Annotated in this window: 20 protein-coding genes; 19 read left to right on the top strand and 1 reads right to left on the bottom strand. The window is 45.2% G+C overall.

From position 1 onward, the window contains the following. Positions 1 to 11: 11 nt before the first annotated feature. The 19 genes from DESYODRAFT_RS25630 (at position 12) to pyk (ending at position 24,318) form a co-directional block, all read left to right on the top strand. Complete coding sequence (locus DESYODRAFT_RS25630; RefSeq protein ID WP_007787506.1) at positions 12 to 1,196, top strand: extracellular solute-binding protein; 1,185 nt, start codon at positions 12 to 14, stop codon at positions 1,194 to 1,196. 22 nt (positions 1,197 to 1,218) lie between these two features. Beyond that, a complete protein-coding gene (gene rapZ / locus DESYODRAFT_RS25625) occupies positions 1,219 to 2,112 on the top strand; it encodes an RNase adapter RapZ (RefSeq protein ID WP_007787504.1) in 894 nt (297 codons plus the stop codon). After that, positions 2,109 to 3,482, top strand: a complete 1,374-nt coding sequence (locus DESYODRAFT_RS25620; RefSeq protein ID WP_007787502.1) for a gluconeogenesis factor YvcK family protein — start codon at positions 2,109 to 2,111, stop codon at positions 3,480 to 3,482. The genes rapZ and DESYODRAFT_RS25620 overlap by 4 nt, the downstream gene beginning before the upstream one ends. Positions 3,483 to 3,628: 146 nt before the next feature. Further along, positions 3,629 to 4,573 (top strand): DNA-binding protein WhiA, encoded by a 945-nt coding sequence (whiA, locus tag DESYODRAFT_RS25615; RefSeq protein WP_007787500.1) that lies wholly within the window; start codon positions 3,629 to 3,631, stop codon positions 4,571 to 4,573. Between the two features lie 112 nt (positions 4,574 to 4,685). After that, positions 4,686 to 6,086, top strand: coding sequence for an RNA polymerase factor sigma-54 (gene rpoN / locus DESYODRAFT_RS25610; protein ID WP_007787499.1), 1,401 nt, complete (start codon positions 4,686 to 4,688; stop codon positions 6,084 to 6,086). 316 nt (positions 6,087 to 6,402) lie between these two features. Further along, positions 6,403 to 7,326 carry a sugar-binding transcriptional regulator gene (locus tag DESYODRAFT_RS25605; RefSeq protein ID WP_007787498.1) on the top strand — a complete coding sequence of 308 codons (924 nt, stop codon included), beginning with the start codon at positions 6,403 to 6,405 and terminating at the stop codon, positions 7,324 to 7,326. A gap of 89 nt (positions 7,327 to 7,415) precedes the next feature. Then, entirely contained in the window at positions 7,416 to 8,966 is a 1,551-nt protein-coding gene (locus DESYODRAFT_RS25600; protein ID WP_007787497.1) for a xylulokinase, read from the top strand. Positions 8,967 to 9,006: 40 nt separating this feature from the next. Then, positions 9,007 to 10,065, top strand: coding sequence for a uroporphyrinogen decarboxylase family protein (locus tag DESYODRAFT_RS25595; protein WP_007787496.1), 1,059 nt, complete (start codon positions 9,007 to 9,009; stop codon positions 10,063 to 10,065). Between the two features lie 250 nt (positions 10,066 to 10,315). Further along, positions 10,316 to 11,743 carry a sugar ABC transporter substrate-binding protein gene (locus tag DESYODRAFT_RS25590; RefSeq protein ID WP_007787495.1) on the top strand — a complete coding sequence of 476 codons (1,428 nt, stop codon included), beginning with the start codon at positions 10,316 to 10,318 and terminating at the stop codon, positions 11,741 to 11,743. 148 nt (positions 11,744 to 11,891) lie between these two features. Next, a complete protein-coding gene (locus DESYODRAFT_RS25585) occupies positions 11,892 to 12,905 on the top strand; it encodes an ABC transporter permease (RefSeq protein WP_007787494.1) in 1,014 nt (337 codons plus the stop codon). 41 nt (positions 12,906 to 12,946) lie between these two features. Beyond that, the gene (locus tag DESYODRAFT_RS25580; RefSeq protein WP_007787493.1) at positions 12,947 to 14,467 is read left to right on the top strand and encodes a sugar ABC transporter ATP-binding protein; all 1,521 of its coding nucleotides are present in this window, start codon (positions 12,947 to 12,949) and stop codon (positions 14,465 to 14,467) included. A 50-nt stretch (positions 14,468 to 14,517) separates the two neighbouring features. Then, positions 14,518 to 15,495, top strand: a complete 978-nt coding sequence (locus DESYODRAFT_RS25575; protein ID WP_007787492.1) for an ABC transporter permease — start codon at positions 14,518 to 14,520, stop codon at positions 15,493 to 15,495. Positions 15,496 to 15,555: 60 nt separating this feature from the next. Then, the gene (locus tag DESYODRAFT_RS25570; protein WP_007787490.1) at positions 15,556 to 16,188 is read left to right on the top strand and encodes a corrinoid protein; all 633 of its coding nucleotides are present in this window, start codon (positions 15,556 to 15,558) and stop codon (positions 16,186 to 16,188) included. Positions 16,189 to 16,296: 108 nt separating this feature from the next. Further along, complete coding sequence (gene glpA, locus DESYODRAFT_RS25565) at positions 16,297 to 17,937, top strand: anaerobic glycerol-3-phosphate dehydrogenase subunit GlpA (RefSeq protein WP_042340132.1); 1,641 nt, start codon at positions 16,297 to 16,299, stop codon at positions 17,935 to 17,937. Between the two features lie 2 nt (positions 17,938 to 17,939). Continuing rightward, positions 17,940 to 19,139, top strand: coding sequence for an anaerobic glycerol-3-phosphate dehydrogenase subunit GlpB (gene glpB, locus DESYODRAFT_RS25560; protein WP_007787486.1), 1,200 nt, complete (start codon positions 17,940 to 17,942; stop codon positions 19,137 to 19,139). A gap of 45 nt (positions 19,140 to 19,184) precedes the next feature. Further along, positions 19,185 to 20,420 carry an anaerobic glycerol-3-phosphate dehydrogenase subunit C gene (locus DESYODRAFT_RS25555; RefSeq protein ID WP_007787485.1) on the top strand — a complete coding sequence of 412 codons (1,236 nt, stop codon included), beginning with the start codon at positions 19,185 to 19,187 and terminating at the stop codon, positions 20,418 to 20,420. Positions 20,421 to 20,542: 122 nt separating this feature from the next. Beyond that, positions 20,543 to 21,340: a methyltetrahydrofolate cobalamin methyltransferase gene (locus tag DESYODRAFT_RS25550; RefSeq protein ID WP_007787484.1), complete on the top strand. Its 798-nt coding sequence runs from the start codon at positions 20,543 to 20,545 to the stop codon at positions 21,338 to 21,340. A 116-nt stretch (positions 21,341 to 21,456) separates the two neighbouring features. Beyond that, complete coding sequence (gene gap, locus DESYODRAFT_RS25545) at positions 21,457 to 22,467, top strand: type I glyceraldehyde-3-phosphate dehydrogenase (protein WP_007787483.1); 1,011 nt, start codon at positions 21,457 to 21,459, stop codon at positions 22,465 to 22,467. Positions 22,468 to 22,584: 117 nt separating this feature from the next. Next, entirely contained in the window at positions 22,585 to 24,318 is a 1,734-nt protein-coding gene (gene pyk / locus DESYODRAFT_RS25540; RefSeq protein ID WP_007787482.1) for a pyruvate kinase, read from the top strand. An 81-nt stretch (positions 24,319 to 24,399) separates the two neighbouring features. Here pyk and DESYODRAFT_RS27740 read toward each other — a convergent pair whose 3' ends face one another. Beyond that, entirely contained in the window at positions 24,400 to 24,642 is a 243-nt protein-coding gene (locus DESYODRAFT_RS27740; protein WP_083842220.1) for a hypothetical protein, read from the bottom strand. Between the last annotated feature and the right edge of the window lie 337 nt (positions 24,643 to 24,979).

Raw genomic sequence — 24,979 nt, 5'->3', positions numbered from 1 at the left:
AGTGCAGTAAAATGCTAAGCAAAATCCTATGGCGATGCTTTTATATAGCTATTTGTTTTATTGTTGTCACTGGGTGTTCCTCAGCACCACAGACAGGACAACCAGGCGGACCCGCTCCTGCCGTAGTGGATATCTGGCATTCTTTACAGGGTGCAGAGGCAGAGGCCTTACAAGGCCAGATGCAAATGATCACCGAAAATCATCCTGAGGTGATTGTCAAACTAAACTATGTTCCCGAACAAAACTTTGCGGCTTTTTCTTACCAAGCGGAAGCGGGAGGGGAAGGGCCGGAGATCTTTATAGCTTCAAGGGAGATTATTCATCAGCTTTATGGACAAGGGGCATTGGCTCCTGTCGCCTATACCGATGAGGAAGGGTTTCCTGCAGCCTTAGCCTGCTTTCGATTTGGAGAGGTAAGTTATGCTCTTCCTTGGCTGACAGATATTCCTTTGCTGTATTTTAGAACAGATACAGCCGAAGTGCCTGTTAATTTATCAGGTCTGTTCTCGGGCAAAGGGCTGTCCATCCCCGCTGCTGATACCGCCACACTTTCGGCATGGTGGAATGGACAGGGCGGGCGGTTGATGAATAATGGAAATGTAAGCCTAAATGATCCGAACAATGTTGCCTTTCTTCAACAATTGTCGGCTTGGCGGAGTGCCCAGGTCCTGCGTATCGACCCGGCGGCGCTTACTGCGTTTACCAATGGAGAAACCCCTTTTGTTATAGCCGGGGCCAGTGCTGCCAGACACTTAACCCAATTAAATGTTCCTTGGGGGAGCATTCCTCTTTCCGATTTGTTGGCAGGCCAAGGGCAATCCCTTATAGGCAAGACACTGGGAATCGCAAATTCAGCCATTAAAACGACTCCAGATATGAAGGAAGCCATTCAAACCGTTCAAAAAGCACTGCTCACTCCGGAAGCGGAGGGTGCGTTGCTGGAAGCGGGAAGTCTCCTTCCGGCAAATATGAGTTATTATAAACGTCCGGAAGCCCAGAAAGGGGTCTTTCCTCAGGCGAACATGGCCCTTGCTAAAGCTTGGGTGTTGGAAGGGAATGCGCCGGAGTGGAAATTAATTGCTATACAGGATTCGGCATGGACAAATGTACTGGCAGGGAATGCAACTCCTGAAGATGAGTTAAACACTGCCCAGGAGCAAGCCGAAAAAGCCATATTGGTCAAGAGTCAGCCATAATATAGAGGAGGAGGTGAAAAAAATGAATAAACAAGGATTAGAACTCATTGTTATCACAGGATTATCCGGAGCCGGAAGAACTCAGGCCATGCAAAGTCTGGAAGATCAAGGTTTTTTCTGTGTCGATAATTTACCCCCTACGTTCCTGGTCAAATTCGCCGAACTTTGTGCCCAGTCTCGAGGAAAGGTCTCCAAAGCAGCGATTGTTTGTGATTTGCGTGGGGGAGAATTCTTTTCTTCTCTGAGTGAAGCCTTAAGCAATTTAGAGAAAGAGGGTTTCCGCCTGGAAGTGCTCTTTCTCGATGCTTCAGATGAAACCTTAATCCGTCGTTATAAAGAATCCCGGCGCAGGCACCCCCTTTCCCCTCATGGGCGTGTCTTAGACGGAATTCAGGCCGAACGCCAGCAGTTGGAGGAGCTGAGGTCCCGAGCGGACAGCATTATAGACACCTCTAACTTAAGTTCACAACAACTTCGCAGCCAAGTAGCGGGGCTTTTTTGCAAATCCCAGGGTTTGGGACAAATGGCGGTTTCTGTAGTATCCTTTGGCTTTAAATATGGAATACCGATGGATGCCGATCTGGTTATGGATGTGCGGTTTCTTCCCAATCCATTTTACGTAGAGGCATTACGTCCTTTAACCGGAGAGAATGAATTAGTTCGGGAATATGTCTTTGGGAATCAAATGGCTCAGGATTTTATGGAAAAATACTTGGATTTACTGGAGTATATTCTTCCTAATTATATTAAAGAGGGAAAAACTCACTTGGTCATTGGAATTGGTTGTACGGGAGGGCAGCATCGTTCCGTAGCCATTGCGGAAAAGGTCGGAAACTTTTTAAAGCAACAGAATTACGCCATTACGGTTAAACACCGGGACGCCACAAAAAACCAAAAGCGTGGAATAGCGCAATGAACCCAAAAAGGTACGAAGTAATACTTCGCTATCTGAAATGGCTTTATCCTGATTTAAAAGTGAAACGCTGGTTTTTGCTGGCAGTTCTGGGGATTTTCCTTTTCGCAACGGGTTTTTCGGTTATGAATGATGGTGTGGCGATTGGTTACGTGGAGTTACAATTCCGGGAGGTTATTTATCGGTTGACGGGAAGCACGCGGCATATAACCGTGCCCACGGGTGCCATCATCAGTGCCTTGGGGATCTTCGCAATTATACTTGGATTTAAACGCATGCTTTATTCGATCATATCGTCTGTGCTTCCCGAAAATGAAGTAAAAATTGTTGATAGAATTTATTCTCGCCATCATCTGCGCAGAGGACCGAAGATTGTGGTGGTTGGCGGCGGGACTGGGCTTTCTGCCCTTCTGCGGGGGCTAAAGCAATATACCTGTAACCTTACTGCTATTGTTACAGTAACCGATGATGGGGGAAGTTCGGGGAAGCTGCGGGATGAATTAGGCATACAACCCCCGGGGGACGTGCGCAATTGTCTGGTTGCTTTGGCAGAGACAGATCAGATTATGGACACCCTTTTCTCTTATCGCTTTGAAAGCGGTGCCCTCAAGGGACATAGTTTAGGAAATTTGCTTTTGGCAGGACTAACTGACACCTTTGGGGATTTTCAAAAAGGAATTGAACAGGTCAGTAAAGTATTTGCTCTTCGTGGGAAGGTCTTCCCCACTACCTTGGATCAAGTAGTTCTGATGGCCGATTTGGAAGATGGCACCCGTGTCATTGGAGAAACCTCGGTTCGGGCCACGAAGGGGAAAATTGACAAAGTCTATCTGGAACCCAGTGATTGTACTCCTTTACCTGATGCTATACAGGCAATTGAAGAAGCGGACCTTGTTGTTTTGGGGCCGGGAAGCCTCTACACAAGTGTTTTGCCGAATCTATTAGTTCTGGGTCTCAGGGAAAAAATCCGAGAAGCAAGCGCTCCGGTTGTTTATGTATGTAATGTTATGACAGAAAAAGGAGAAACGGATGGCTATAAGGTCTCGGACCACCTGCAGGCTATTTTAGATCACTGCGGTGAAGGCTTTGTCGATGCAGTACTGGCCTCTCGCGGAGAGATTACTGAGCCGCTTTTAAAACGTTACAGTCAGGAAGAAGCCGTTCCGGTTGTCTCTGATCCTAAAGTAGTTCAGCATCTGGGTGTCAAATATTTTGAAGCAAATTTAGTCCAAGAGGGGAATGTAGTGCGCCACGATTCGGACCGCCTGGCGAAGGAACTCATTCGTTTGCTCTTTCGTTTAAAACCGATTGGAGAGCGTATTGCTCTGGTCGATGCTTATTTGCTCACTCGCAAGCTCCGAAAAAATCCTTAAACAATTCTATAATTATTCAGTATTACCTTCTGATTTAACCGAACTCATCTAAGGGTTAAAAAATGTTCGATGCGTAACGCTTGATTTGCGTATTCGAACCTCGTGCCTCGTGCATCGAGCCTCGATATAGAAAGGAGGCTGGAGAATTGTCCTTTAGTGCTGTTACAAAAGAAGAGCTTGCTCGCTTAGGCGACCAGAAATCTTGTTGTGATTTGGCGGAACTCGCAGCTTTGGTTCGAATGGATGGAACACTTCAAATTAGTGCAAATCAACAGTACACCTTGAATGTGATTACGGAGAGTGCACCAGTGGCCCGCAAGATTTATCGATTGGCCAAGGATGTGTTAAAGCGTCGGGTAGATATTGTGGTTCGACGCAAACTGAGACTGCGTAAAAACAATTCATATTTAGTCAGAATCCATCCCCGCGGAATCGAAGACTTGCAGAACCTGGGTTTAGTTGATGCTAAAGGCCAGATTTATCCGGGAATTGATCCGGGGCTAATCAAAAGGCGTTGTAATCAAAAGGCCTATTTGCGAGGAGCTTTTTTAGCCGGAGGTTCGATAAGCAATCCGGAAGGCACCTATCATCTTGAGATTGTCAGTAATGATGAGCAGCATGCCAAAGCACTATGTCGATTAGTCAATCGGTTCAAATTAGGGGCCAAAGTAAGTATGCGTAAGCATTGGTATGTGATATATCTTAAAGAGAGTGAACAGATTGTGGCTTTTCTTGGCTTCATTGGTGCCCATCACGCCCTATTGGAATTTGAAAACGTTCGGGTTCTAAAAGATGTTCGTAATCAGGTAAATCGCCTTGTTAATTGTGAGACTGCTAATCTTGATAAAATTGTTGATGCTGCCGTCCGTCAGTTAGAGAACATTCAATTTATCGCAGATACTATTGGACTTCAGTCATTGCCGCCGCCGCTGCGTGAGATAGCAGAATTGCGTCTTGAGTATTCCGAAGCCAGCTTGAAGGAATTGGGAGAAATGTTGAAACCTAAGGTTGGAAAGTCGGGCGTCAATCATCGAATGAGAAAGATTGATGAGTTGGCAGAGCGAATCAGAAATCAAAAGAAAGTAACTTAAGTGAATCGTTTTATTCTAAACCCAATAGGGAACACTCAATTAGGAAGTATGTCTGGAAATGGATACTACGGCTGGGAAGGATAGCGTAAAATTGAGTATAGGGGGGAATTAGGTGCGGTTAGGTTACGGTCTGAGTCTTGAGCAAACCCAAAAACTCATTATGACTCCAGAATTGCGCCAAGCAATTACGATTTTACAGTTGTCCGCACTTGACCTTTCCACGTATGTAGAGGAACAGCTTTTAGAAAATCCTTTACTGGAAAATTTAGAAGAAAGTACGGAGATTAAGGGGGAAGCAGAGCCCCCTGCAGCAGAGGTGAGTTCCGCCGATGAAAAATGGGAAGTGGATTGGCAGGACTATTTCCATGATCAAGATGAAAATAGAGTCCGCCAGGAACGAGTAACAACAGACGATAAACAGCGGTTTGATCCCTTTATTACCGCAGCACCAACGCTTTTGGAGCATTTACTGGAACAACTTCATGTCCAAAAGCTCACAGCTTCATTAGATATTGCGGAATACATTGTTGGGAATTTGAATGACAAAGGATATCTCACCTTAGCATTAGATGATATTGCTCGTGAAATGAATGTCCGGCTTGCAAAGGTCGAGGAAGCGTTGACCGTTGTCCAGAGTCTCGATCCCCTGGGTGTAGGGGCTCGCAATTTAGAGGAATGTTTGTATTTGCAATTGCCGCTCATTCCAGACTATCCTCCTGAGTTGCCGGAGTTCCTAAAGCATCTTGAAGACTTGGCAGCAGGACGTTTACAACGAATTGCTCAAGCTTTGAAAATTTCATTAAGCCGAGTTCAGGAACTGGCTGATTTAGTACGAAAGCTCGACCCCAAACCCGGCCTGCGTTTTTCAGGTCCGGGGGAAGTACGTTATATAGTACCGGATGTAGTGATTGAAGAGATCGAAGGAGAATTCATCATCCTCGTTAATGATATTACGGTCCCTCGCTTAGGGGTTAACAAGACATACCGTGATGCCCTGAGTCAGGATGAGGGAACGGATACTCGTAAATTCGTTGAACAGAAGTTAAACGCCGCAGCTTGGCTTATCCGCAGTATTGAGCAGCGACGTCTGACGCTTTATAAAGTTGCCGATGCTATTGTGAAGTGGCAAACGGATTTTCTTCGCAATGGAATTCGTCATCTGAGACCGCTTACGTTAAGAGATATCGCAGAGGAAATCGGAGTTCATGAGTCCACAGTCAGCCGGGCGACGGCTCACAAATACGTCCAGACTCCGCGGGGGATTTTTGAATTTAAATTCTTCTTTGCCAATAGTATGGGCCGCGGGCATCAAAATGACTCAGGAGTCACTACAGATGTCATTAAAGTTGTCCTTCGGGATATTATTGCCTCAGAAAATCCGCGAAGCCCCTATTCCGATCAGAAATTAGCTGATCTGCTCAAGGCAAGAGGGATGGAGATCTCCAGGCGGACAGTTGCCAAGTACCGCGATGAACTAGGAATTCCCTCGACGTCAGTCAGGAAGAGGTATTAAGGGCGGAAAAGAGTGTTATACAAACAAACGATGGGTGCAGGAAGATTGATCTTCCTGCACCCATCGTTTATTGCGCAAAAAATAGTTTCGCTAAGGTTGAGTTGCTCAAATGTTCCAAATTAGTTACAGCCACAATCAGGGTCTTAGGTCAGAGTATGGAAAGCAGTTGTATAAAAATATTCCTTCTTCGCAGAATAAAGGGAATTGGCACACTATTGACAACTTTACATTCAAATGCTATGCTTATGCACAGATAGTGTGCAAATGCACACGATGATTATTCCATAGAAGTTTAAGATGTTGAGGTGAATGGGCAATGGATTTTTTGTTAAAAGTAGCGAGATTATATTATGAAGAGCATATGAATCAGCAGGAAATCGCGAAACATCTCAATATTTCGCGGGTTAAAGTTTACAGAATGCTGATGAAGGCTCGGGAGGAAGGAATCGTAAAAATTGAATTGCATGCACCTCCCCAGGATTTCAGTGAACTCGAAATAAAGTTAGAGAGAAATTTCGGGCTAAAGCAATGCATTATTCTGCCAACCTCAGATTCTATGGAGATTTTATACAGTGGGTTTGGGAATGCACTAAATTCGGTCATCGATAGATACTTTAAGAAAGGAATGAAAATAGGCGTTGGCTGGGGACGGACGATTAAAGGTACCGTAGAAAAAATGACGGCCACTCAAGAATACAGCATGAAGATTTTCCCGGCAATTGGCGGATCCGGTCTGATTTCCAATGATATTCATGCTAATGCTATTGTATCCTCACTCAGCAGCAAATTAGGTGCCACCGGGTATATCTTAAATTGTCCGGCTATCCTCGATTCTCAAGCCAGCAAAGAGATCTTTTTAAAAGAAAGCATTATCAAAAAGATCGTTGACCAATTTGAAAGTTTGGATTTAGTAATAGTACCTATTGGCTACATAGATTCCGATATAACGATCTATAAAACAAAGGAAATTACGGTTGAAGATATAGACTACTTAAAGAGTTTAGGTGTTGTGGGGGATATCAATTCCAACTTCATAGATGTTAATGGAAACCTGGTACCAAACAAAATTCAGGATCGAATCATTAATGTCAGCATAGAGTCCCTTAAGAAAATTAAAAATACGGTGGCAATCTGCAATGGTGAAAAAAAGATTTGTGCAACCCGGGCTGCTCTGAAGAGTGGGGTGATTAACACTCTGATAACGGATACTAGTATCGCTAAGAAATTGTTATTACCGTAAACCTTAGGTCTCCGTAGTTTAAAAAGTGCAAAAGTTAATTTAATTTAGAGAAAAGATTCTCGAAATAAAAATTTAGGGGGTTTTTGCAAATGAGCGGACATTTAACCTTAGGAATCGATATCGGAACAACCAATGTAAAGGCTTGTATTCTTGATACAAGGACGAATACTGTAGTTGCTTCAGGCTTTCAAGAACACCCGCTGTTCCTGCCAAAACCAGGGTATGCCGAACAAGAAGGAGATAATTATTGGAAAGCAGTGGTAGCAGCCATCAAGCAATGCCTTGAGCAAGGTCCTTATGCAGAAAATATAGCCGCCGTTGGTATCTCGGGATTAGTGGGTGTTACCTTGCCAATCAGTGAGGACGGAAGACCTATTCGCCCTGGCATGATCTGGATGGATTCCAGATCAGAAGCCGAGTGCCAGGAAATTCGTACTAAAGTTGGCGAGGATAAGATCAATTTCAATAACGGAAACAGAATCGCTCCCTGGTTTATTGAACCAAAAGCTCTTTGGATGAAAAACCATGAACCGGAACTATTTGAGAAAACTTATAAATTCTTATCTCCGGCCGGTTATTGCACATATAAGTTATGCGGCGAATTTACAATTAACACGGGAGATGCGGGACTCTTTTATCCTTACGATTATCAGAATGAACGATGGAATCCGGAAATAGCCCATGCTATCGGGATTCCAATCGAGAAATATCCCAAGATTTATCGTTCTTATGAGGTAGTCGGAGAGGTCACCTCTGCAGCCGCCTCAGAAACAGGACTTAAAAAGGGAACTCTGTTAGTGGCAGGTGGAACCGATATAAGTTCGGCTGCATTGGGGAGTGGGGTTACGGTTGCCGGACAGGCATTCTACTCTATGGGAACAGGATCTAACCTGGGCATTATTATCCCTACTGAACAGAGAGTACATGAGTATAGAATCTTAAAATGGCCTCACGTTATACCAGGTTTAACCATGTTTGATGGTCCAATGGCTTTCACCGGCGCTTCCCTTAAGTGGTTTGCAGACATGTTTGGCGATGACGAGAGATTAATTGCCAACCGGGCGGGCATCAATGAATATGACTTGCTGACCAAGCAGGCAGATAGGGTTAGCCCAGGTGCAGATGGTCAGCTCTTCCTGCCCTTCTTAGGAAATACCTTATCCCCTAACTGGAATTCAAATGCCAAGGGCGTCTTTTTCGGGACAACCCTTAGAACAACGCGGGCCCATATGATCAGGGCAATCATTGAAGGCATCGCCTTCGATCTTTACTCAAACGTAAAAATCGCCATCGGAGCCGGGGTGAAAATCGATAAGCTGATCTTAAATGGCGGACCAACCAAAAGTGCTTTTTGGAATCAGATAACAGCAAACGTCATCAACATTCCTTTAGAAACAACGAACATAAATGAAGCGGCTCCCCTGGGAGATGCAATTCTGGCAGCCAAAGGAGCAGGAATTTATGATAATATTATCGATCCGCTCAAGGACATTGTTAAAACCACAGGCACTATAGAACCGGATCAAAAAATCCACGAAATGTATGAAGAGTTCTTTGCCATAAGGCAGCGTGTTTATCAAAATCTGACCAAAGAGATGGATGATCTTCACGCGCTTTTATACAAGTATCATGTTCAATAACGATTAAATTCGAAAATCAACTAGCTTGGAGGATATCAACATGAATGCCAAAGAACGAGTTCTAATGTCACTCAATCATCAAGAACCGGACCGGTGCCCGATAAATTTTAGAGCCACGGATAAAGTTATTGCTGACGTATGTAACTATTACAAAAAGGATTATTATGAATTGCTTGATTATTTAAACGTTGATTTTCGGGAGGTTATTCCGGATTATATCGGACCAGCACTCAAAAAATTGGACGATGGGACTGAACTGGATATTTGGGGGGTTGGTCGCCGGGAGCTGATTACGGAAATAAGTCGGGATGTCTATGTTAATTATTCACCCTTCAGTGACGTTGATAAGGTTGAAGAGGTTAGAAATCACAAATGGCCGACTGTCGATTTGTATGATTTTAGCCAGATAGAAAGTAAGTGTTATCAATTTGAAGGGTATGCGATTTCCACTCCAGGAATACACGCTGAAGGATACCATGGTGTATTTCACTTGCTGACCTATTTATTTGGCATGGAAAAAACCATGATAAATTTAGCGTTAAATGAAGAGCTGATGTTAGAAACAATCAACCATATAACTAAGTTTTTAGTTGACTATTATGAAAAGATGCTCCAACAAGCCAACGGGAAGATTGACTTTTTATTTTATAAAGATGATTTCGGAACCCAAAACAGTCTTTTAATTAGCAGAAACATGTTTCTTAAATTTTTTGCCCCCAGTTTAAAACAACTAACTGAGCTCGCCGACAGATATGGTGCTACCTTGATTTTACATTCGTGCGGCAGCGTCATTAGCTTGATTCCGGATTTCATTGATTTAGGTGTTAAAGTTTTGGATCCGATCCAAACGTCTGCCAAAGATATGGACATCAAGATATTGAAAGAACGGTTCGGGGATAAATTAACCTTTCATGGTGCGATAGATACTCAAATGGATTTACCCAAGAGCAGTTCGGCAGAGATAAGAGAACTGGTGAAGAAAACGATCGATGTTTTGGGCAAAGGGGGAGGGTATTTCTTTAGTCCTTCACATAGGATTCAGCAAGATACTCCTTTGGAAAACATTATTGCTATGTATGAAACAGTGAACAACTATTGATTTGATCGAATGAGACGCCAAAGCCTGGAAGCTGCAGCATTAAACTATGGATCTTGCGCGGAATCAAATCCGAAATATTTTAGTAGGAAAGATGTGAAGAAAGGGGCGTGGTAAGAGCAGAGAGAGTTCTCTTTCGTCACAGAATGTTCCTTTTATGAGAAGGACTTTGGCGAAAGTCTTGGTGTTCAGGTTTAGCTGAACAAGTTACTAGGCTCAGTGATTCTTAGGAAATTAAAGGGGGGGCGTTAAAATGAGAAAAAAGGTTCTTTCAATGGCTTTAATTGCAGCGCTGATGATTGTGACAATGTTCTCTGTGGCAGGCTGCGGGCAAAAAAGCAGCTCTGGAGATGCTGACAAAGGGAATGGCCAAACATCGGAACAACTTGCTTCATCAGGGAATGAAAAAATTGATCAGCTGTATAAGGAAGTCGCCAATCTTCAAGGAGAGGAAGCTCTTAAGTTTTTCGAAGGGCTTAAAAGCAAAGGACTGAACGATGCGGAAATATTGAAGTTCTTTATAGATCTTCCTTTATCCCAGGCCAATAAGCAGATTGCCCAAATCTATAAAGATGAGGGCTTCGAAATGTACAGCAAATCCTACCCTAAAGGCGAAACCTATCAGGATTTTGAGTGGACAAAAGGTTCGGGGACTAAAATTACGGGACCATTCAGTAAAAATGACTTAAAATTAGCATTCACTGATTATATACCCCTTCCTGAAGGACCGGTCGGGGATGCCAATAAGAAATACAATATTGGAGTTGTGTTTCACGGCTTCAGTCATCCGTGGCTGATAAACTGGGCGGATTCCGCCAAATGGGAGGCCGATAAACATTCCAATGTTCAATTAAACGTACAAGATGCAGAGTTTGACAACAATAAATGGGCGTCAATTATGGACACCTTTATTGCTCAAAAAGTAGACGGTATCCTTGTTTGGCCAATGGTTGAGGCCCCTACAGGACCTCCGGTTACCAGGGCTTTGGAAGCAGGCATTCCTGTGGTAAGCGTTGATAGAACCACTGGTTCTAAAGATATCACGTCCAGAATTACCGGCAACTTTCCGGCCAATGGAGCCCAAGCAGGCATGTATGCTGTATGGAAATTAGCCCAAGAAGGGGACTTAAATGCCAAAGCAATCATGCTCAGGAAACCATTGGGGAGTACTGCTGATGCCGTAAGAACCGGCCATTTCTTAAAAGTGTTAAGTTATTTCCCCGGCATCGAAATTCTCAAGTCCTATCATGACACGGATTCCAGAGAAGAAGCCTTTACCAACGCCCAGTCCGCACTTCAAGCATTCCCTGACGTTGATATGTTCTTTGGAACCGGAGATCATGAAGCTCTTGCGGCTCTAGAGGCGGCCAAGATGGCCAACAGACTCAACAGCAGAAAAGATGGTAAGAAGATAATCTTCTTAAGCATCGACGATTCTAAAGAAGCTGTAACCCAAGTCAAAGATGGATTATTTGAAGTGAATACACCCTACACTCCGCTGATCGCAGATATTGGTATGCGGGTACTCCTTAACATTGTCTCCAAAACAGGGGAAATGCCTCAAGATGTAATTACCCCCAATATTCCAATGGTTACGCAAAAAGGTGATGTTATCTTCGGAATGCAGACCCAAACACCCGAACAATGGTATGAGTATACCTTTGGGCCCGCTCTTAAATAAACATTGACCATCTCGTACCTTCTCTGCTGACTTGCGGAGAAGGTACGACAATCCATCGGGTAAACTAACCCGTTTCCGACAGATACAGGAATTACTTATAAATATTCATTTATTCGCTTTATTTCATACGAAAATAAGGAGAGTCAATATGACTAGTAATACTGCTTCAATTAAGGGGAGAACTGGAACTGGGGCAAAGTTGATCATTGATAATATGCTAATCATAATTCTGATATTCGAGTTGATGATAGGCGCAGTTCTTTCACCAGTCTTCTTAGGAAAAACGAATATTGAGGGTATTTTGATCAATATCACAATTTATGGTTTGTTGGCGATCGGACAGTCATTGGTGATGCTCGTTAAAGAAATTGATTTGTCCTTAGGAGCCTTAATGGCCTTTGCTCCGATAGCGGCCATAGCGCTGACTAAAAAGATTTTAGCGGTTTCCGGCTCTGACGTAATCGTGGGCGGAAATTACGTAGTAGACGGACTGCACCTTATCGTTTTATTCGTCCTGGTTATCAGTGCCTTGATAGGAGTATTAAACGGAATCATTAGTGTAAAAGCCCAAGTTCCTTCATTAATAGTCACCTTAGGCATGTTATACGTGCTGAGCGGTTTATCCTACATTCTTTCAGGCGGGTATTCACTTTATCTTACTAATTTGGAAGGTGCAAAATGGCTGGGGAGCAGCAAGCTTGCCAGTTTACCCGTAAATTTTCTTTTGTTTTTAGTGGTCGGGGTATTAGTAATATTTGTTCTGAAGTATACGAAAGTCGGGCATAGGATTTATTCCACAGGGGGTAATGAAAAAGCTGCCACTTACTCCGGCATTAATGCAAAGTTCTGGAAGGTGACTGCTTTTGGATTAAGCGGATTATGTGCGGGCATCTCTGCACTGGTATATAGTTCTCGTTTGGAATCGGTGGAGACAACTCAAGGGAGCGGCTACGAATTAATAGCCATAGCGATCGCGGTCATTGGGGGTATAACCTTGGAAGGCGGCAAGGGTAAGATCTTCAATACAATTATCGCCAGCGCTATTCTATGTATCATGTTGAACATATTGTCACTGATAGGCTTAGTAGCCTGGTATAAAACCATCGTGATCGGGTTGATTATTATTGGGGCGGCATCCCAGCGTGTTTTTTCACGCAAATAGGAATGATTACCCCTGGTCGATAAGGAAGGTGAACGATAGTTATGCAGAAGCCTTTATTATTTCTGAAAAGCATTCACAAAGAATTCCCGGGAGTTAAGGCTTTAAGAGGCGTAGACTTTACCCTTGAGAAGGGGCAGATTGTATCCTTGGTAGGGACGAACGGGGCGGGCAAGTCAACATTATCCAGCATTATTGCAGGTATTTGCACTCCTGATCAGGGGGAAGTTTTTATAGAAGGCAACAAAGTCACCATATCTGACCCGAATGTTGCGGAAGAACTAGGTATAGGAATTGTGCATCAGGAACCGACCTTGGTGCCTAACATGACCGTTGTGGAAAACATATTTCTTAATAAAGAAATTACCCGCAAAGGGATTGTTTTAGACAAAGAGAAAATGAAGCAAGAAAGTTTAAAGGTACTGGAGTTTTTGGGCTTTCAGATTGACGTTGATAAAAAGGTTGAAGATTTATCCTTAGTCGAAAAGGAAGTTGTGGAAATTGCCAAGGCCATGTTTCTTAAACCGAAAATTTTGATCCTTGATGAAGTCACTGCCCCGTTGAATAAGAGCGAAGTCGATCATCTTTTTAAAATAATGAAGGACCTGAAAGCCAATGGGATGGGCATTATATTTATCGGACATAAACTCCAGGAAATAATCGAGATATCGGACTCTATCGTGGTGTTTAGAGATGGCAAAAACGTTGGTGAACTTATGCCAACCGGGGAGTTGTCGGAAAAAGAGATCATTGCCTTAATGTTAGGAGTAACTCTTAATGAGGATCTGGGGACAGGTGAACAAGATCCCGAATTCGAACAGGGACAAGAGGTTTTGAATCTGGTTAACCTTACAAAGCATGGGATCTACAAGGACATAAGTTTCAAACTTAATAAAGGTGAACTCGTTGGATTTGCAGGCCTGAAAGGATCTGGAATTACGGAGCTGCTGCTGTCAATCCAAGGAATTGACACATTTGATGAGGGTGAAATGTATGTAAAAAGTAAACGAGTTAAATTTAAGAATCCCAAGGATGGCATAGACTCAGGAATAGGGATGATTACCAATGACCGGCAAAAGGAGGGGCTGGCTTTAACCCTTGATGTTAAAGAAAATATTGCAGTAAGCTCTCTTGAATATATATGCAATAAATTAAAGCTTATTGATACGAAAACATTAAAGGAAAATGCCCAAAAATATGTTAAGGCCCTGTCGATTAAAACCCCGACCATCCATCAATTTGTCCAAAATTTATCCGGAGGTAATCAGCAAAAGATAGTCATTGCCAAATGGCTCTTAAGAGATTTAGATATTATCCTTGTGGATGAGCCAACCCGGGGAGTCGATGTAAAAGCAAAAAATGAAATCTATAAACTGCTTATTAATGAAAAGAATAACGGGAAGAGTTTATTAGTGGCCTCCCCGGAGATAAGAGAACTCTTAAGCATCTGTGATAAAATTCTCATCGTTATTAATGGCAGTATTGTTTCCGAAGTGCGGAGAAACACCAGAGAGTTTAATGAAGAAGATATCCTTAACATTATTCACTCGGCCGATCATCATTAACCTACTGCTTGAATAATACGTTGATCGAATAGCGGGAAAGGGGTTATGACATGGAAAACATGGTGATAACCAATGACATTAACAAAGCAAGTTTATGGAAAGCAATTTTAAAGAATCATAACTTTATTTTATTGGCGATTCTAGCCGGGTTAATGATTATTGGAGGCTTTTTTGTCCCAGCACTCGTACAAAAAGATAATCTGCTCAATGTCTTAAGGTTAGCGGCCATCGTGGGATTGGCGGCCATTGGGTCAACCGTGGTTTTATTAGTCGGAGAGATCGATTTATCCATCGGTTCTATCATGTCTCTATCTCTGGTAACCGGCGGGCTGATGGTCGGATATGGATCGGGACCGGCATTAGTTGTTACCTGCCTTACGGGAGTACTGCTTGGAATCATTAATGGATTGCTGGTAACCAGGTTGAAGATTAACTCATTAATGGTAACCTTGGGAACTATGTCAATTTTCGGAGGGCTTGCCAACGTAGTTACCCGAGGACAATCAATCTTTCTTTATGACCTGCCTTTCTACTTATGGCTGGGACGGGGCCAAATCGCAGGTATACCTGTTCCAATCATTCTATTTCTTTTGGTTGGAATGGTACTTTCCATATTCTTGATGTTCACCAAAACCGGAAAGGAAATCTATTTCACGGGCGGCAATAAACGAGCTGCCTGGATATCGGGTATTAATATCAACAAAATTAAGCTGATGGCTTACGGAGTGGCGGGTTTAACAGCTGCCATGGCGGGACCGCTGTTAAGCAGTCAGACGAATCGGATAACGCCTATCCAGGGAACAGGCTTTGAATTGTCCGCCATTGCGGTAGCAGTGCTGGGCGGCACCTCTCTTATCGGCGGAAAAGGAACGATTATCGGAACTGTACTTGGAGCAATCATGTTCCAGCTATTATTGAATGTTCTAACGTTGTCTGGTGTGGGTACTTACATGGAGCAGGTTCTTAAAGGGTTCTTGCTAATCGTCATAGTAGTGGTTTATCAGGTTATCGACAAACCAAGAAGATAACGTTTTACCCCTTCTTTCGGCTAGCTTGGAAATATCAATTCTATCATCAGGAGGAATAATATGGAGATCTTAGACGGAATCAGAGATGCAGTTGTTGCAGGTGACGCACTTGAAACCAAGGAATTGTGCCAAAGGGCTATAGAAGAAGGATGCAGTGCTTCTCAAATTCTTGAAGAAGGACTTATCGCCGGAATGAATGTCATTGGCCCCAGGTTTAAAAATAACGAAGTTTTCGTGCCTGAGGTTCTTATAGCAGCGCGGGCGATGCACTCGGGTATGGATGTCATCAAAACTCTAATAGTGAGTTCCGATGTTAAAGAAAAGGGCACCATTGTTATCGGAACAGTCAAAGGTGATCTGCACGATATTGGCAAAAACCTGGTAGTTATCATGCTTGAAGGATCAGGGTATAAGGTGATTGATCTGGGTGTAGATCTTGCAGCAGAAAAGTTTGTGGAAGCAGTTGAACAATACCAGCCGCAAATCGTTGGCTTATCAGCTTTGCTGACCACGACAATGGGGCAAATGAAAAATACTGTTGACACTTTGCGCACACTGAAATTAAAGCCAAAGATTATGGTTGGCGGTGCTCCGGTTTCTCAGGAGTTTTGTGATCAAATCGGTGCCGATGCTTACGCTGCGGATGCAGCAAGTGCTGTTGAAATCGCCAATGCTTTGATAGCGTCTGACTAAAGTACTGCTGTACGGCTGGAAGAATTCAAGAGGCCGCCAGAGATCTCGGCCAACATGGGATTATTAGCCGGGATGGATTGGCGGCTTTTGATATTTGGGGGAGATAAAATGGTCGACTATTGGGCGGAAGTGATCATTATCGGAGGAGGAGCAACCGGGGTCGGGCTTCTGCGTGATTTGAGCATGCGTGGTGTGACTGCGCTGTTGTTGGAACAGGGGGATCTGGCCCATGGGACAAGTTCCCGCTTTCATGGACTTTTGCATAGCGGCGCCCGTTATGCAGCTAAGGACCCTTTGTCCGCTGCGGAATGTGCTGTGGAGAATAGTATTCTGAAACGGATAGCGCCAAGTTGTATTGTCGAATGTGGTGGCTGGTTCGTTCAAATGGCTGAGGATGATCCGGAGTACACAGAAAATTGGCTGCAAAAATGCGCAGAAGCCTCCATTGACCTGCGGGAGATTCCCTTACAGGATGCCTATGCTCAGGAGCCTCTTTTAAGACGGGATGCTGTGCGGGTCTTTGAAGTGCCGGATGCAGCAGTGGATGGGTTTAAATTAGTGTGGGCCAATGCCCATTCGGCGGCTGCTTATGGCGGGGTCTATAAAACCTATCATCAGGTCGAAAAGCTGGTCCGGGAAGGAAATCGTATCACGGGTGTGTGCGGACGATTAGTGCGGACAGGGGAACCCTTTAAAGCAATGTCTGCCGTGGTGGTGAATGCTGCCGGAGCATGGGCGCCGGAGTTAGCGGCTACAGTTGGAGTGACCCTGGATGTCGTGGCTGATAAGGGGACATTGCTGGCTTTTAACCAGAGGTTGTTCCAGAGGGTTATTAACCGGCTGCGTGCGCCTGGAGATGGGGATATATTTGTTCCTCACGAAAGTATTACTGTCTTCGGGACAACATCGCAGTCCGTTAACTCCCCGGGGGATAATGTGCCTGCCGTGGCTGATGTAGAGAAACTTATGAAGTTGGGCGAAGGTTTATTGCCTGAAATAGAACGCTTCCGGGTCATTCGGGCCTTTGCCGGAGTGCGGCCTTTGTATAAGGAAACCCAGAGTGACCCTAAAGCACCGGATAAGGGCCGGGAAGTAAGCCGGGGTTTTGCCATAATCGATCATCAAGAACAAGGGGTTTCGGGCTTTCTGAGTATTGTGGGGGGCAAATTTACGACTTATCGGCTTATGGCAGAAAGAACCGCGGATCAAGTGACCCATAAGTTAGGCAAATTTCTTCCCTGCCGCACAGCTGAGGAAACTATTTTGCCTGAAATATCCCCTGCTCTCAAGGAGCTTGCCCAGAAGGTGCTGCCCTGGGGAGCGGTAACCAAGATGCTGGAAAGAGCCGGCTCGGAGGCTGAGGGCATTTTGCATGACATAGAGTCAGATTCCGCTAAAGGGCAGATGTTGTGCGAATGTGAAATGGTTAGTTTAGCCGAGGTAGAAAAAACCGTAGCGGATGAAGATGTACATTGCCTTTCAGATATCCGGCGCAAAACCAGATTAGGTATGGGAACTTGCCAGGGTGCTTTCTGTGGTTACCGGGCGCTGCCTTTGTTGAGGCGGGAAAAGAATAAGTACGCACCTTTTCGTGAAGAACTCCGGAGCTTTTTGGATCAGCGCTGGAAGGGAATCCGTCCGGTGCTCTGGGGAGCGCAGCTGAGGGAAACTGAGTTGGCCCGAGGCATATACGGCGGACTCCTTCGTTTTGGAGAAGGAAGTACCTGCCCAAGGGATCGGAGGAAATGATAGTGTGGGATGGAATTATTGTTGGCGGAGGACTAGCCGGTCTAGTGGCGGGTATAACAGCGCTTGAGCGGGGAAAGAAGGTTATTCTGGCAGCCGAAGGGGCAGGCAGTCTGTCCTATGCTTCCGGGATTTTGGATTTTGGGGATTTTGCAGCTCTTAGAGATCACCTCGGGCATCCTTTTTCACTGATTTCAGAAGCTCAGGCCCTTGAATCCCTAAGCAAGTGGCAGGAAATCTGTTCTTTTTATCAGGGCTCATGGGGCAGGGCCGAAAGCGTTCTCACCCCTCTTGGCGAGATCCGTACGGCAGGGTATGTACCTCACAGATTATCTGCTCAGCCTTTGCATAAGGCGAGGAGGATTATCTTAATAGCCCCCAACGGGCTGAAGGACTTTTTTCCGGAATTGTTTGCCTCAAATCTGGCAGCCAATTTTCCTAAAGCTAAAGTAACGCTTAAACCGTTGCAAGTGGAGCAGTTTGCTGCCCAGTATCGTTTAGGAAAGAGTATACTTGCCCCGGATTATGCCAGATATTGGTCTTCACAAGAAGGGGCGGATTATTTAAGGGGGTTCATCCAAGAAACTATTCAAGAATCGGCAGGGACGGATGAAGGGGCAGTTTTGGTGTTTCCGGGGTTAAGTGCTTCATTTGAGCCAATTCTGCAGGAGCTATTGGCTGCCCTTGGCAGCACAGTTGTCGAGCCAACTCTTTTCCCGCCTTCACCGACGGGAATGGACCTGTATCAATTCCTCAGAAAGAAATTTAAAGATCTCGGCGGGGAATTAATCATCAACGGCAAAGCCAAAGCAGCCGTTATAGAAGATGGTTATTGTCAAAGTATTGCTATTCATAGTATGGGGGAGACGTTTCAATTAAAAGCCAAGTCCTTTGTTCTGGCTTCGGGAGGACTATTTGGAGGAGGAATTTTGGTTGGACCGCAGACAATCCGGGAGCAGGTCTTTGATTGTCCGATCTTTACGCCTGAGCCTTGGACAGCCGAGGGTTTTTTAGAACCTCAGCCTTATGCCCAAATGGGTATAGAGGTGAACAAGGAACTTCAGCCCCTCAAAAGAGATGGCCAAATCTATTTGCACAATGTGTTTGTCTGTGGGCGCTCGCTGGCCCATTGGGACCCTTGGGCAGATTATTGCGGCGGCGGAGTCGCTCTTACGACCGGTTACCTGGCCGGAAGTAAATTATAGGGCAAAAGGAAGCCTTGAATTGATGGGATGGAAAGAAGGGGAGAGATGAGCGGAGAATTAATGGAAGCAGTTTACCGGGCAGAAAAATTGGACGCTTGCCTGAAGTGCAGCGCCTGTACAGCAGAGTGCCCCGTAGCAAGGGTTAATACCTTATTTCCGGGTCCGAAGGCCGCCGGGCCGGACGCCGAACGATTACGCCTGGAAGGAATTTATTTTGATCCATTAGTTCTAGCAGCGTGCTCCAATTGCAAAACCTGTGAGATCACCTGCCCTTCCAGTGTTAACATAACTGATCTGATTATGGAGGCGCGTCGCAAGGGGTTCATTTCAGGAACAAAGAAGAAGAGTCTGCGCTATCGTCTCCGTGCCCTGGTACTGGGAAGGGCAGAATATTTAGGCATGTTGGGGACGGTTTATGCTCCAGTTACGAATTTTGTTCTCAAGAAAAAAATAGTCCGGGTGTTGATGGAAAAGTCTCTGGGAATCGGACGAAATGCCCCCTTGCCAGAGTATCATCGAAAATTTGCGATGAAGTCCAAGATTGGTCTTAACCCCAAGCGAGTGATCTATTTCCCGGGATGTTATTCGACCTATAATGATGCCCTGACGGCCAAAGCCGTAGTTAAGGTTTTAGAGCATAATGGTTTTTCTGTTCTGACTCCGAGGTTCCGTTGTTGTGGGGTCCCCTTGCAATCCAATGATCAGTTTTCTCAGGCAGAAGCTAATGCCTTGCATAATCTGCGGTTATTTGCTCCCTATTTGGAACAGGGAATTCCGGTTATTGCTTCTTGTCCGAGCTGCACTTTGAGTTTGAAACAGGAATACCCCAAATATAGCAGTCCCGGAGCGAAGATGATCACTGCTAAAACCTATGATTTATTTGAATTTTTATGGAACCTTTACCTGAAAGGGCAGCTCCGCCAAGATTTCCGACCGTCCGCCAACATTGTTGGTTATCATGTTCCATGCCATCTCAAAGCTCAGGGCATCGGAACTCCGGTTGTGCGGTTATTGCATTTAATTTCGGGTTTTAAGGTGAAGGATCTGGACAGCGGGTGCTGCGGCTTATCGGGCAGCTACAGTTTTAAAGAAGAAAACTATGCTGCAGGAATGCAAATCGGCAAGCCTTTATTTGATAAAGTGAAGAGTGGAGTGCAGACCTCCGATTTCAAGGAGATCATCACCGAATGTGGAACCTGTAACATCCAGATAGCACACGGGACCGGAGTGCAAGTGCGCCATCCGATCTGGTACTTCCTGGAGGGATACGGACTCTCCTGAGCCCGGCGGTAATAGGCGCTGAAGGTTGAGGTAGTTATGGCGATCTTAGCAATGTTATAGGAAAGAGAAGATACGAAACGGGTATAAAAGCTGAATTACAAGGCTGTTGAGGAGGAAAGAAAATGATCATTGTCGGAGAATTAATTAATGCCAGTCGTAAAGCCATAGGAGAGGCTATCAAAGCTCAAGACCTGGGTTATATCCAAAAGGTAGCTAAGGAAGAATTCGAGGCCGGGTCAAATTATATTGATGTCAATGCCGGTATCTTTGTTGGTAAGGAGCCTGAATATCTGAGTTGGTTAGTGAAAACTGTTCAGGAAGCGGTTGATTGTCCCTGCTGTATTGACAGCCCTGATCCAAAGGCCATTGAGGCGGCTTTGTCCGTACACAAAGGTGTCGCCATGATTAACTCGATTTCCTTGGAGAAAGAACGTTATGATGAGTTGATTCCTATCGTTGCAGGCACAGATTTAAAAGTTGTGGCACTTTGTATGAGTGATGAAGGTATGCCTGAAACCATGAATGACCGGTTGAGAATTGCCGACAAACTTATAAACGGACTGGTACAAAATAATGTGCCCCTGGATAACATTTATGTAGATCCTTTGGTTCAGCCGATCTCCACAAACAGTACCTACGCGATAGAATTTATTAATTCAGTTGACGCCATTATGACACGTTTTAAAGGGGTTCATACAATGTGCGGGCTGTCTAATATATCCTATGGCCTGCCGGAACGGAAATTCATGAATCATGTATTCGCCATAATGGCCATTGGCAAAGGGTTGGATGGTCTGATTATTAATCCTCTGGACAAAATGATGATGGCAAGCTTGATTACGGCGGAGACGCTGGCCGGCCGGGATGATTTTTGTGTTAAGTATCTCAAGGCCTATCGCAGCAAACAATTCGAGTTCTAAGCTAAAAATGGCAGAGCATAGGCTGTTATGTTCCACCCGCCTCGGTTAATGCCGAGAGTCCGGAGCTTACAAGGAGTATAAGCGAGAAAAACTTATTATTGAGGGAGGTCATTTTTATGAGTGTTCGTGTAGCAATTAATGGATTTGGCAGGATTGGCCGGCTGACATTACGTGCCATTCTGAATCAAACTATGCCCTTTGAAGTGGTGGCTATTAATGATTTAGGAAGTCCGGATTTATTAGCTCATTTGTTTAAGTATGATTCTGTGCACGGAATTCTCCCCAACTCAGTGGAAATAGACGGACGTATGATGATGATTGATGGGAAACAAATTGAAATCTTAGCGGAGCGAAATCCTGCAGATTTACCATGGGCCAAGCTGGGAGTGGATATTGTCATCGAGTCAACCGGGCGTTTTACGAAACGGGATGCCGCTGCTCAGCATCTGACGGCTGGGGCCAAAAAAGTCGTTATTTCCGCTCCGGCTAAAAACGAAGATATTACGATTGTCATGGGAGTCAACGATGATTTATACGATCCGCTTAAGCACCATGTTATTTCTAACGCGTCTTGTACAACAAACTGTCTGGCACCCGTAGTTAAAGTCCTATTGGATGGGTTCGGAATTGAACAAGGGATGATCACTACCACTCATTCTGTCACGAATGATCAACGAATTCTGGACCTCGATCATTCCGATTGGCGCAGATCCCGGGCGGCCTATCAATCCATGATTCCGACCACCACGGGTGCAGCCAAAGCCGTTGCATTGGTCATTCCGGAATTGGCGGGAAAATTGAATGGGCTAGCCGTCAGAGTTCCCACCCCAAATGTATCTCTAGTCGATTTTGTGGCTAATTTAACGAAGCCAACCAGCAAAGAAGAAATTAACTCTGCCTTACGTCAAGCCGCGGAGGGGAAATTGAAGGGATACCTGGAGTACACAGAATTACCCCTCGTTTCTCGTGACTTTAATGGCAACCCGGCCAGTTCCATTGTGGATGGTCTATCAACCATGGTGATGGGAGAGCGTATGGTCAAAGTGCTGGCTTGGTATGATAATGAATGGGGTTATTCCAACCGAATTTTGGATTTAGTCAAGCTGATTGTCCTGAAAGGCTTGTAAGGCCGAATAGACATTGGCCCCATTTGTGGAAGAGGGGATTTAAGGGCTATTATGGCGGGTGTAAATGTGAAAATTAGAACGAGGCTAATCCCAAATGGGGTAAGGAAGGGATCGTAAATGCGAAGGACAAAAATTATAGGTACGATTGGTCCGGCCAGCGAATCGAGAGACAAAATTCAACAATTATTAACGGCGGGCATAAATGTCGCCCGCCTGAATTTTTCCCATGGAACTCATGAAGAACATGGGCTGCGCATAGGTGTGTTAAAGGAGGAAGCCGCGAAGGCGGGTAAACATCTTGGAATTTTATTAGACACTAAAGGGCCGGAAATTCGGACAGGTATGGTACCGGAGTCAGGAATTACCCTGGCCAATGGTGCAGAGTTTATTTTGGATACGAAAGCTGCTCTTGGTTCTTCGGAAAGAGTAGGAATAACTTATCCTGAATTATGGCATGATGTTGTTCCGGGGACGCATATATTAATTGATGATGGACAATTGGATTTAGAGGTTGTGTCGGTACGGAAAGAAGAGATTCTAACGAGGGTGTGTCATGGAGGGGTCTTAAAATCACAAAAGGGAGTTAATGTTCCGGGAGTCTCGATTAAACTGCCTGGTGTTACGGAAAAGGATATTGAAGATATTCGTTTCGGCGTTACCCAAGGAATTGATTTTATTGCGGCTTCGTTTACCCGTAAAGCGTCTGATATCTTAGCTGTGCGGCAAATTGTTGAAGAAATGGGAGCAACGGTACACATCATTGCTAAGATTGAGAGCCAAGAGGGAATTAATAATTTGGACTCTATTTTGGAGGTTGCCGATGGGCTAATGGTTGCCCGAGGGGATTTAGGGGTGGAGGTTCCGGTTGAAGATGTCCCTGTTTATCAGAAAGAAATGATTCAAAAATGCAACCTGCTTGGCAAGCCGGTCATTGTAGCTACCCAAATGCTGGATTCCATGATGCGGCAGCCACGGCCTACGCGAGCGGAGGCAAGTGATGTGGCGAATGCCATTTTGGATGGAGCGGATGCCATTATGCTATCAGGCGAAACGGCTGCCGGACAATTTCCCATTGAGGCAATAAAAGTCATGGATAAAATCGCTCAGCGTGCCGAAACAACCCTTTTGGAAACAAAGGCAACTCGTCATCCCCAGCTTAATGTCGCGGAGTCCATCAGCTACGCGAGTTATAGTATCGCCGGCGACCTTAAGGCGACATCCATTATAACTCCTACCCAATCCGGACTGACTGCCCGGATGATTTCCAAATATCGTCCTAAGTCACTGATCGTGGCAGCTACTCCCTTTCCGGAAGTTGCTCGAAAACTCGCTTTGCAGTGGGGGGTTGAATCCCTTGTGGTTCAGGAAAGCCTTGGGACGGATCAGTTATTGTCAGTCGCAGTGACGGCGGCACTTGGCAAAAAGTACATCAAGACAGGGGATATTGTGGTGATTACGGCAGGAGTTCCCGTTGGCAAAGCCGGCACAACTAATATGATCAAAGTCCAGGTGGCAGGCGGGATCTTGGCCAAGGGGATGGGTATTGGCAAAAAGTCCTATACAGGGACTGCTCGGATAGTCCATTTGCCTGAGCAGGATTCCTTTGAGATAGGGGATATTCTAGTAGCCAGATCGACGGATGCCCGCTATGTTCCGCTGATTGCTAAAGCAGGAGGGTTAGTCATTGAAGAGGCCGGCTTAACCTCTCATGGGGCCATCGCGGCTTTAGAATACGGCATACCGGCTGTTATAGGCTTAGCAGAAGCAACGGCAATCATAGGTGATGGACAGAGGATTACGGTAGATGCCTTTGCGGGAGTAATTTATGAGGGGACAGTCAGTATATTGTAATACCCGGTCAGCCGCCCATGCCGCTAAGGTGACACCAGTAGAGGATGAAAACGAGAGTGCGCTTGGGTCGGGCAGCTTCGTCTACATCCGTGCAAGATTAGTTAATTCGTGCGAAGACAGTGTCTTCGTACCGCAGCACTCCGAGGCTCGCCCACTCGCCGGTGCGGGACGATCTTCAGCGGATAAGTATTCTTTGGGGATAGCCGCTTCAGCGAAAATGTCCACCGGACATTTTCGTGCCAAACCTCTGGGTAGTACCTGATGTGAACCCGTGGCTTCGTTTCCCCGCACCGTCTTGTGGGCTTTTACTGCCTCTCCATGCAATGGGTTCGCTTCTGTGGACGAAGCTGCCCTGCTTGCGGGTCTGAGCTTTGTTTGCTGCGTAATTTTGGGGTCTTTTTCAGGGCAGGAAGAATAACTTATCGTTCATACTCTCTGGAAAGTTACTGCTCATCAGGCATGACGACACGAGTGCTGCTCAGCTATAGTCAGCGCATTAGTGCAACTGAGGCTGCCGCCATTGCCTGGAGCTTTCACGATAAGTTAACCCGTGGGTCGACAGTGTCTTCGTTACGATAAGCTAACCCGTGGGTCGACAGTGTCTTCGTGTGTGTGGGCGTCAGCCAAGTTTCTTAATATGAGGAAGGAAAGTGTCTTGTTC

The organism is Desulfosporosinus youngiae DSM 17734 (assembly GCF_000244895.1).
In the GTDB taxonomy this organism is placed as follows: Bacteria; Bacillota; Desulfitobacteriia; order Desulfitobacteriales; family Desulfitobacteriaceae; genus Desulfosporosinus; species Desulfosporosinus youngiae.
The sequence above is the reverse complement of the archived record's forward strand: the minus strand, read 5'-3'. Positions and strand labels throughout refer to the sequence as shown.

Bases quoted from the DNA above. Each gene is read 5' to 3' on its own strand.
- DESYODRAFT_RS25630 (WP_007787506.1), top strand. From the start codon at position 12: ATGCTAAGCAAAATCCTATGGCGATGCTTTTATATAGCTATTTGTTTT.
- rapZ (WP_007787504.1), top strand. From the start codon at position 1,219: ATGAATAAACAAGGATTAGAACTCATTGTTATCACAGGATTATCCGGA.
- DESYODRAFT_RS25620 (WP_007787502.1), top strand. From the start codon at position 2,109: ATGAACCCAAAAAGGTACGAAGTAATACTTCGCTATCTGAAATGGCTT.
- DESYODRAFT_RS25605 (WP_007787498.1), top strand. From the start codon at position 6,403: ATGGATTTTTTGTTAAAAGTAGCGAGATTATATTATGAAGAGCATATG.
- DESYODRAFT_RS25600 (WP_007787497.1), top strand. From the start codon at position 7,416: ATGAGCGGACATTTAACCTTAGGAATCGATATCGGAACAACCAATGTA.
- DESYODRAFT_RS25595 (WP_007787496.1), top strand. From the start codon at position 9,007: ATGAATGCCAAAGAACGAGTTCTAATGTCACTCAATCATCAAGAACCG.
- DESYODRAFT_RS25590 (WP_007787495.1), top strand. From the start codon at position 10,316: ATGAGAAAAAAGGTTCTTTCAATGGCTTTAATTGCAGCGCTGATGATT.
- DESYODRAFT_RS25585 (WP_007787494.1), top strand. From the start codon at position 11,892: ATGACTAGTAATACTGCTTCAATTAAGGGGAGAACTGGAACTGGGGCA.
- DESYODRAFT_RS25580 (WP_007787493.1), top strand. From the start codon at position 12,947: ATGCAGAAGCCTTTATTATTTCTGAAAAGCATTCACAAAGAATTCCCG.
- DESYODRAFT_RS25575 (WP_007787492.1), top strand. From the start codon at position 14,518: ATGGAAAACATGGTGATAACCAATGACATTAACAAAGCAAGTTTATGG.
- DESYODRAFT_RS25570 (WP_007787490.1), top strand. From the start codon at position 15,556: ATGGAGATCTTAGACGGAATCAGAGATGCAGTTGTTGCAGGTGACGCA.
- glpA (WP_042340132.1), top strand. From the start codon at position 16,297: ATGGTCGACTATTGGGCGGAAGTGATCATTATCGGAGGAGGAGCAACC.
- DESYODRAFT_RS25555 (WP_007787485.1), top strand. From the start codon at position 19,185: ATGAGCGGAGAATTAATGGAAGCAGTTTACCGGGCAGAAAAATTGGAC.
- DESYODRAFT_RS25550 (WP_007787484.1), top strand. From the start codon at position 20,543: ATGATCATTGTCGGAGAATTAATTAATGCCAGTCGTAAAGCCATAGGA.
- gap (WP_007787483.1), top strand. From the start codon at position 21,457: ATGAGTGTTCGTGTAGCAATTAATGGATTTGGCAGGATTGGCCGGCTG.
- pyk (WP_007787482.1), top strand. From the start codon at position 22,585: ATGCGAAGGACAAAAATTATAGGTACGATTGGTCCGGCCAGCGAATCG.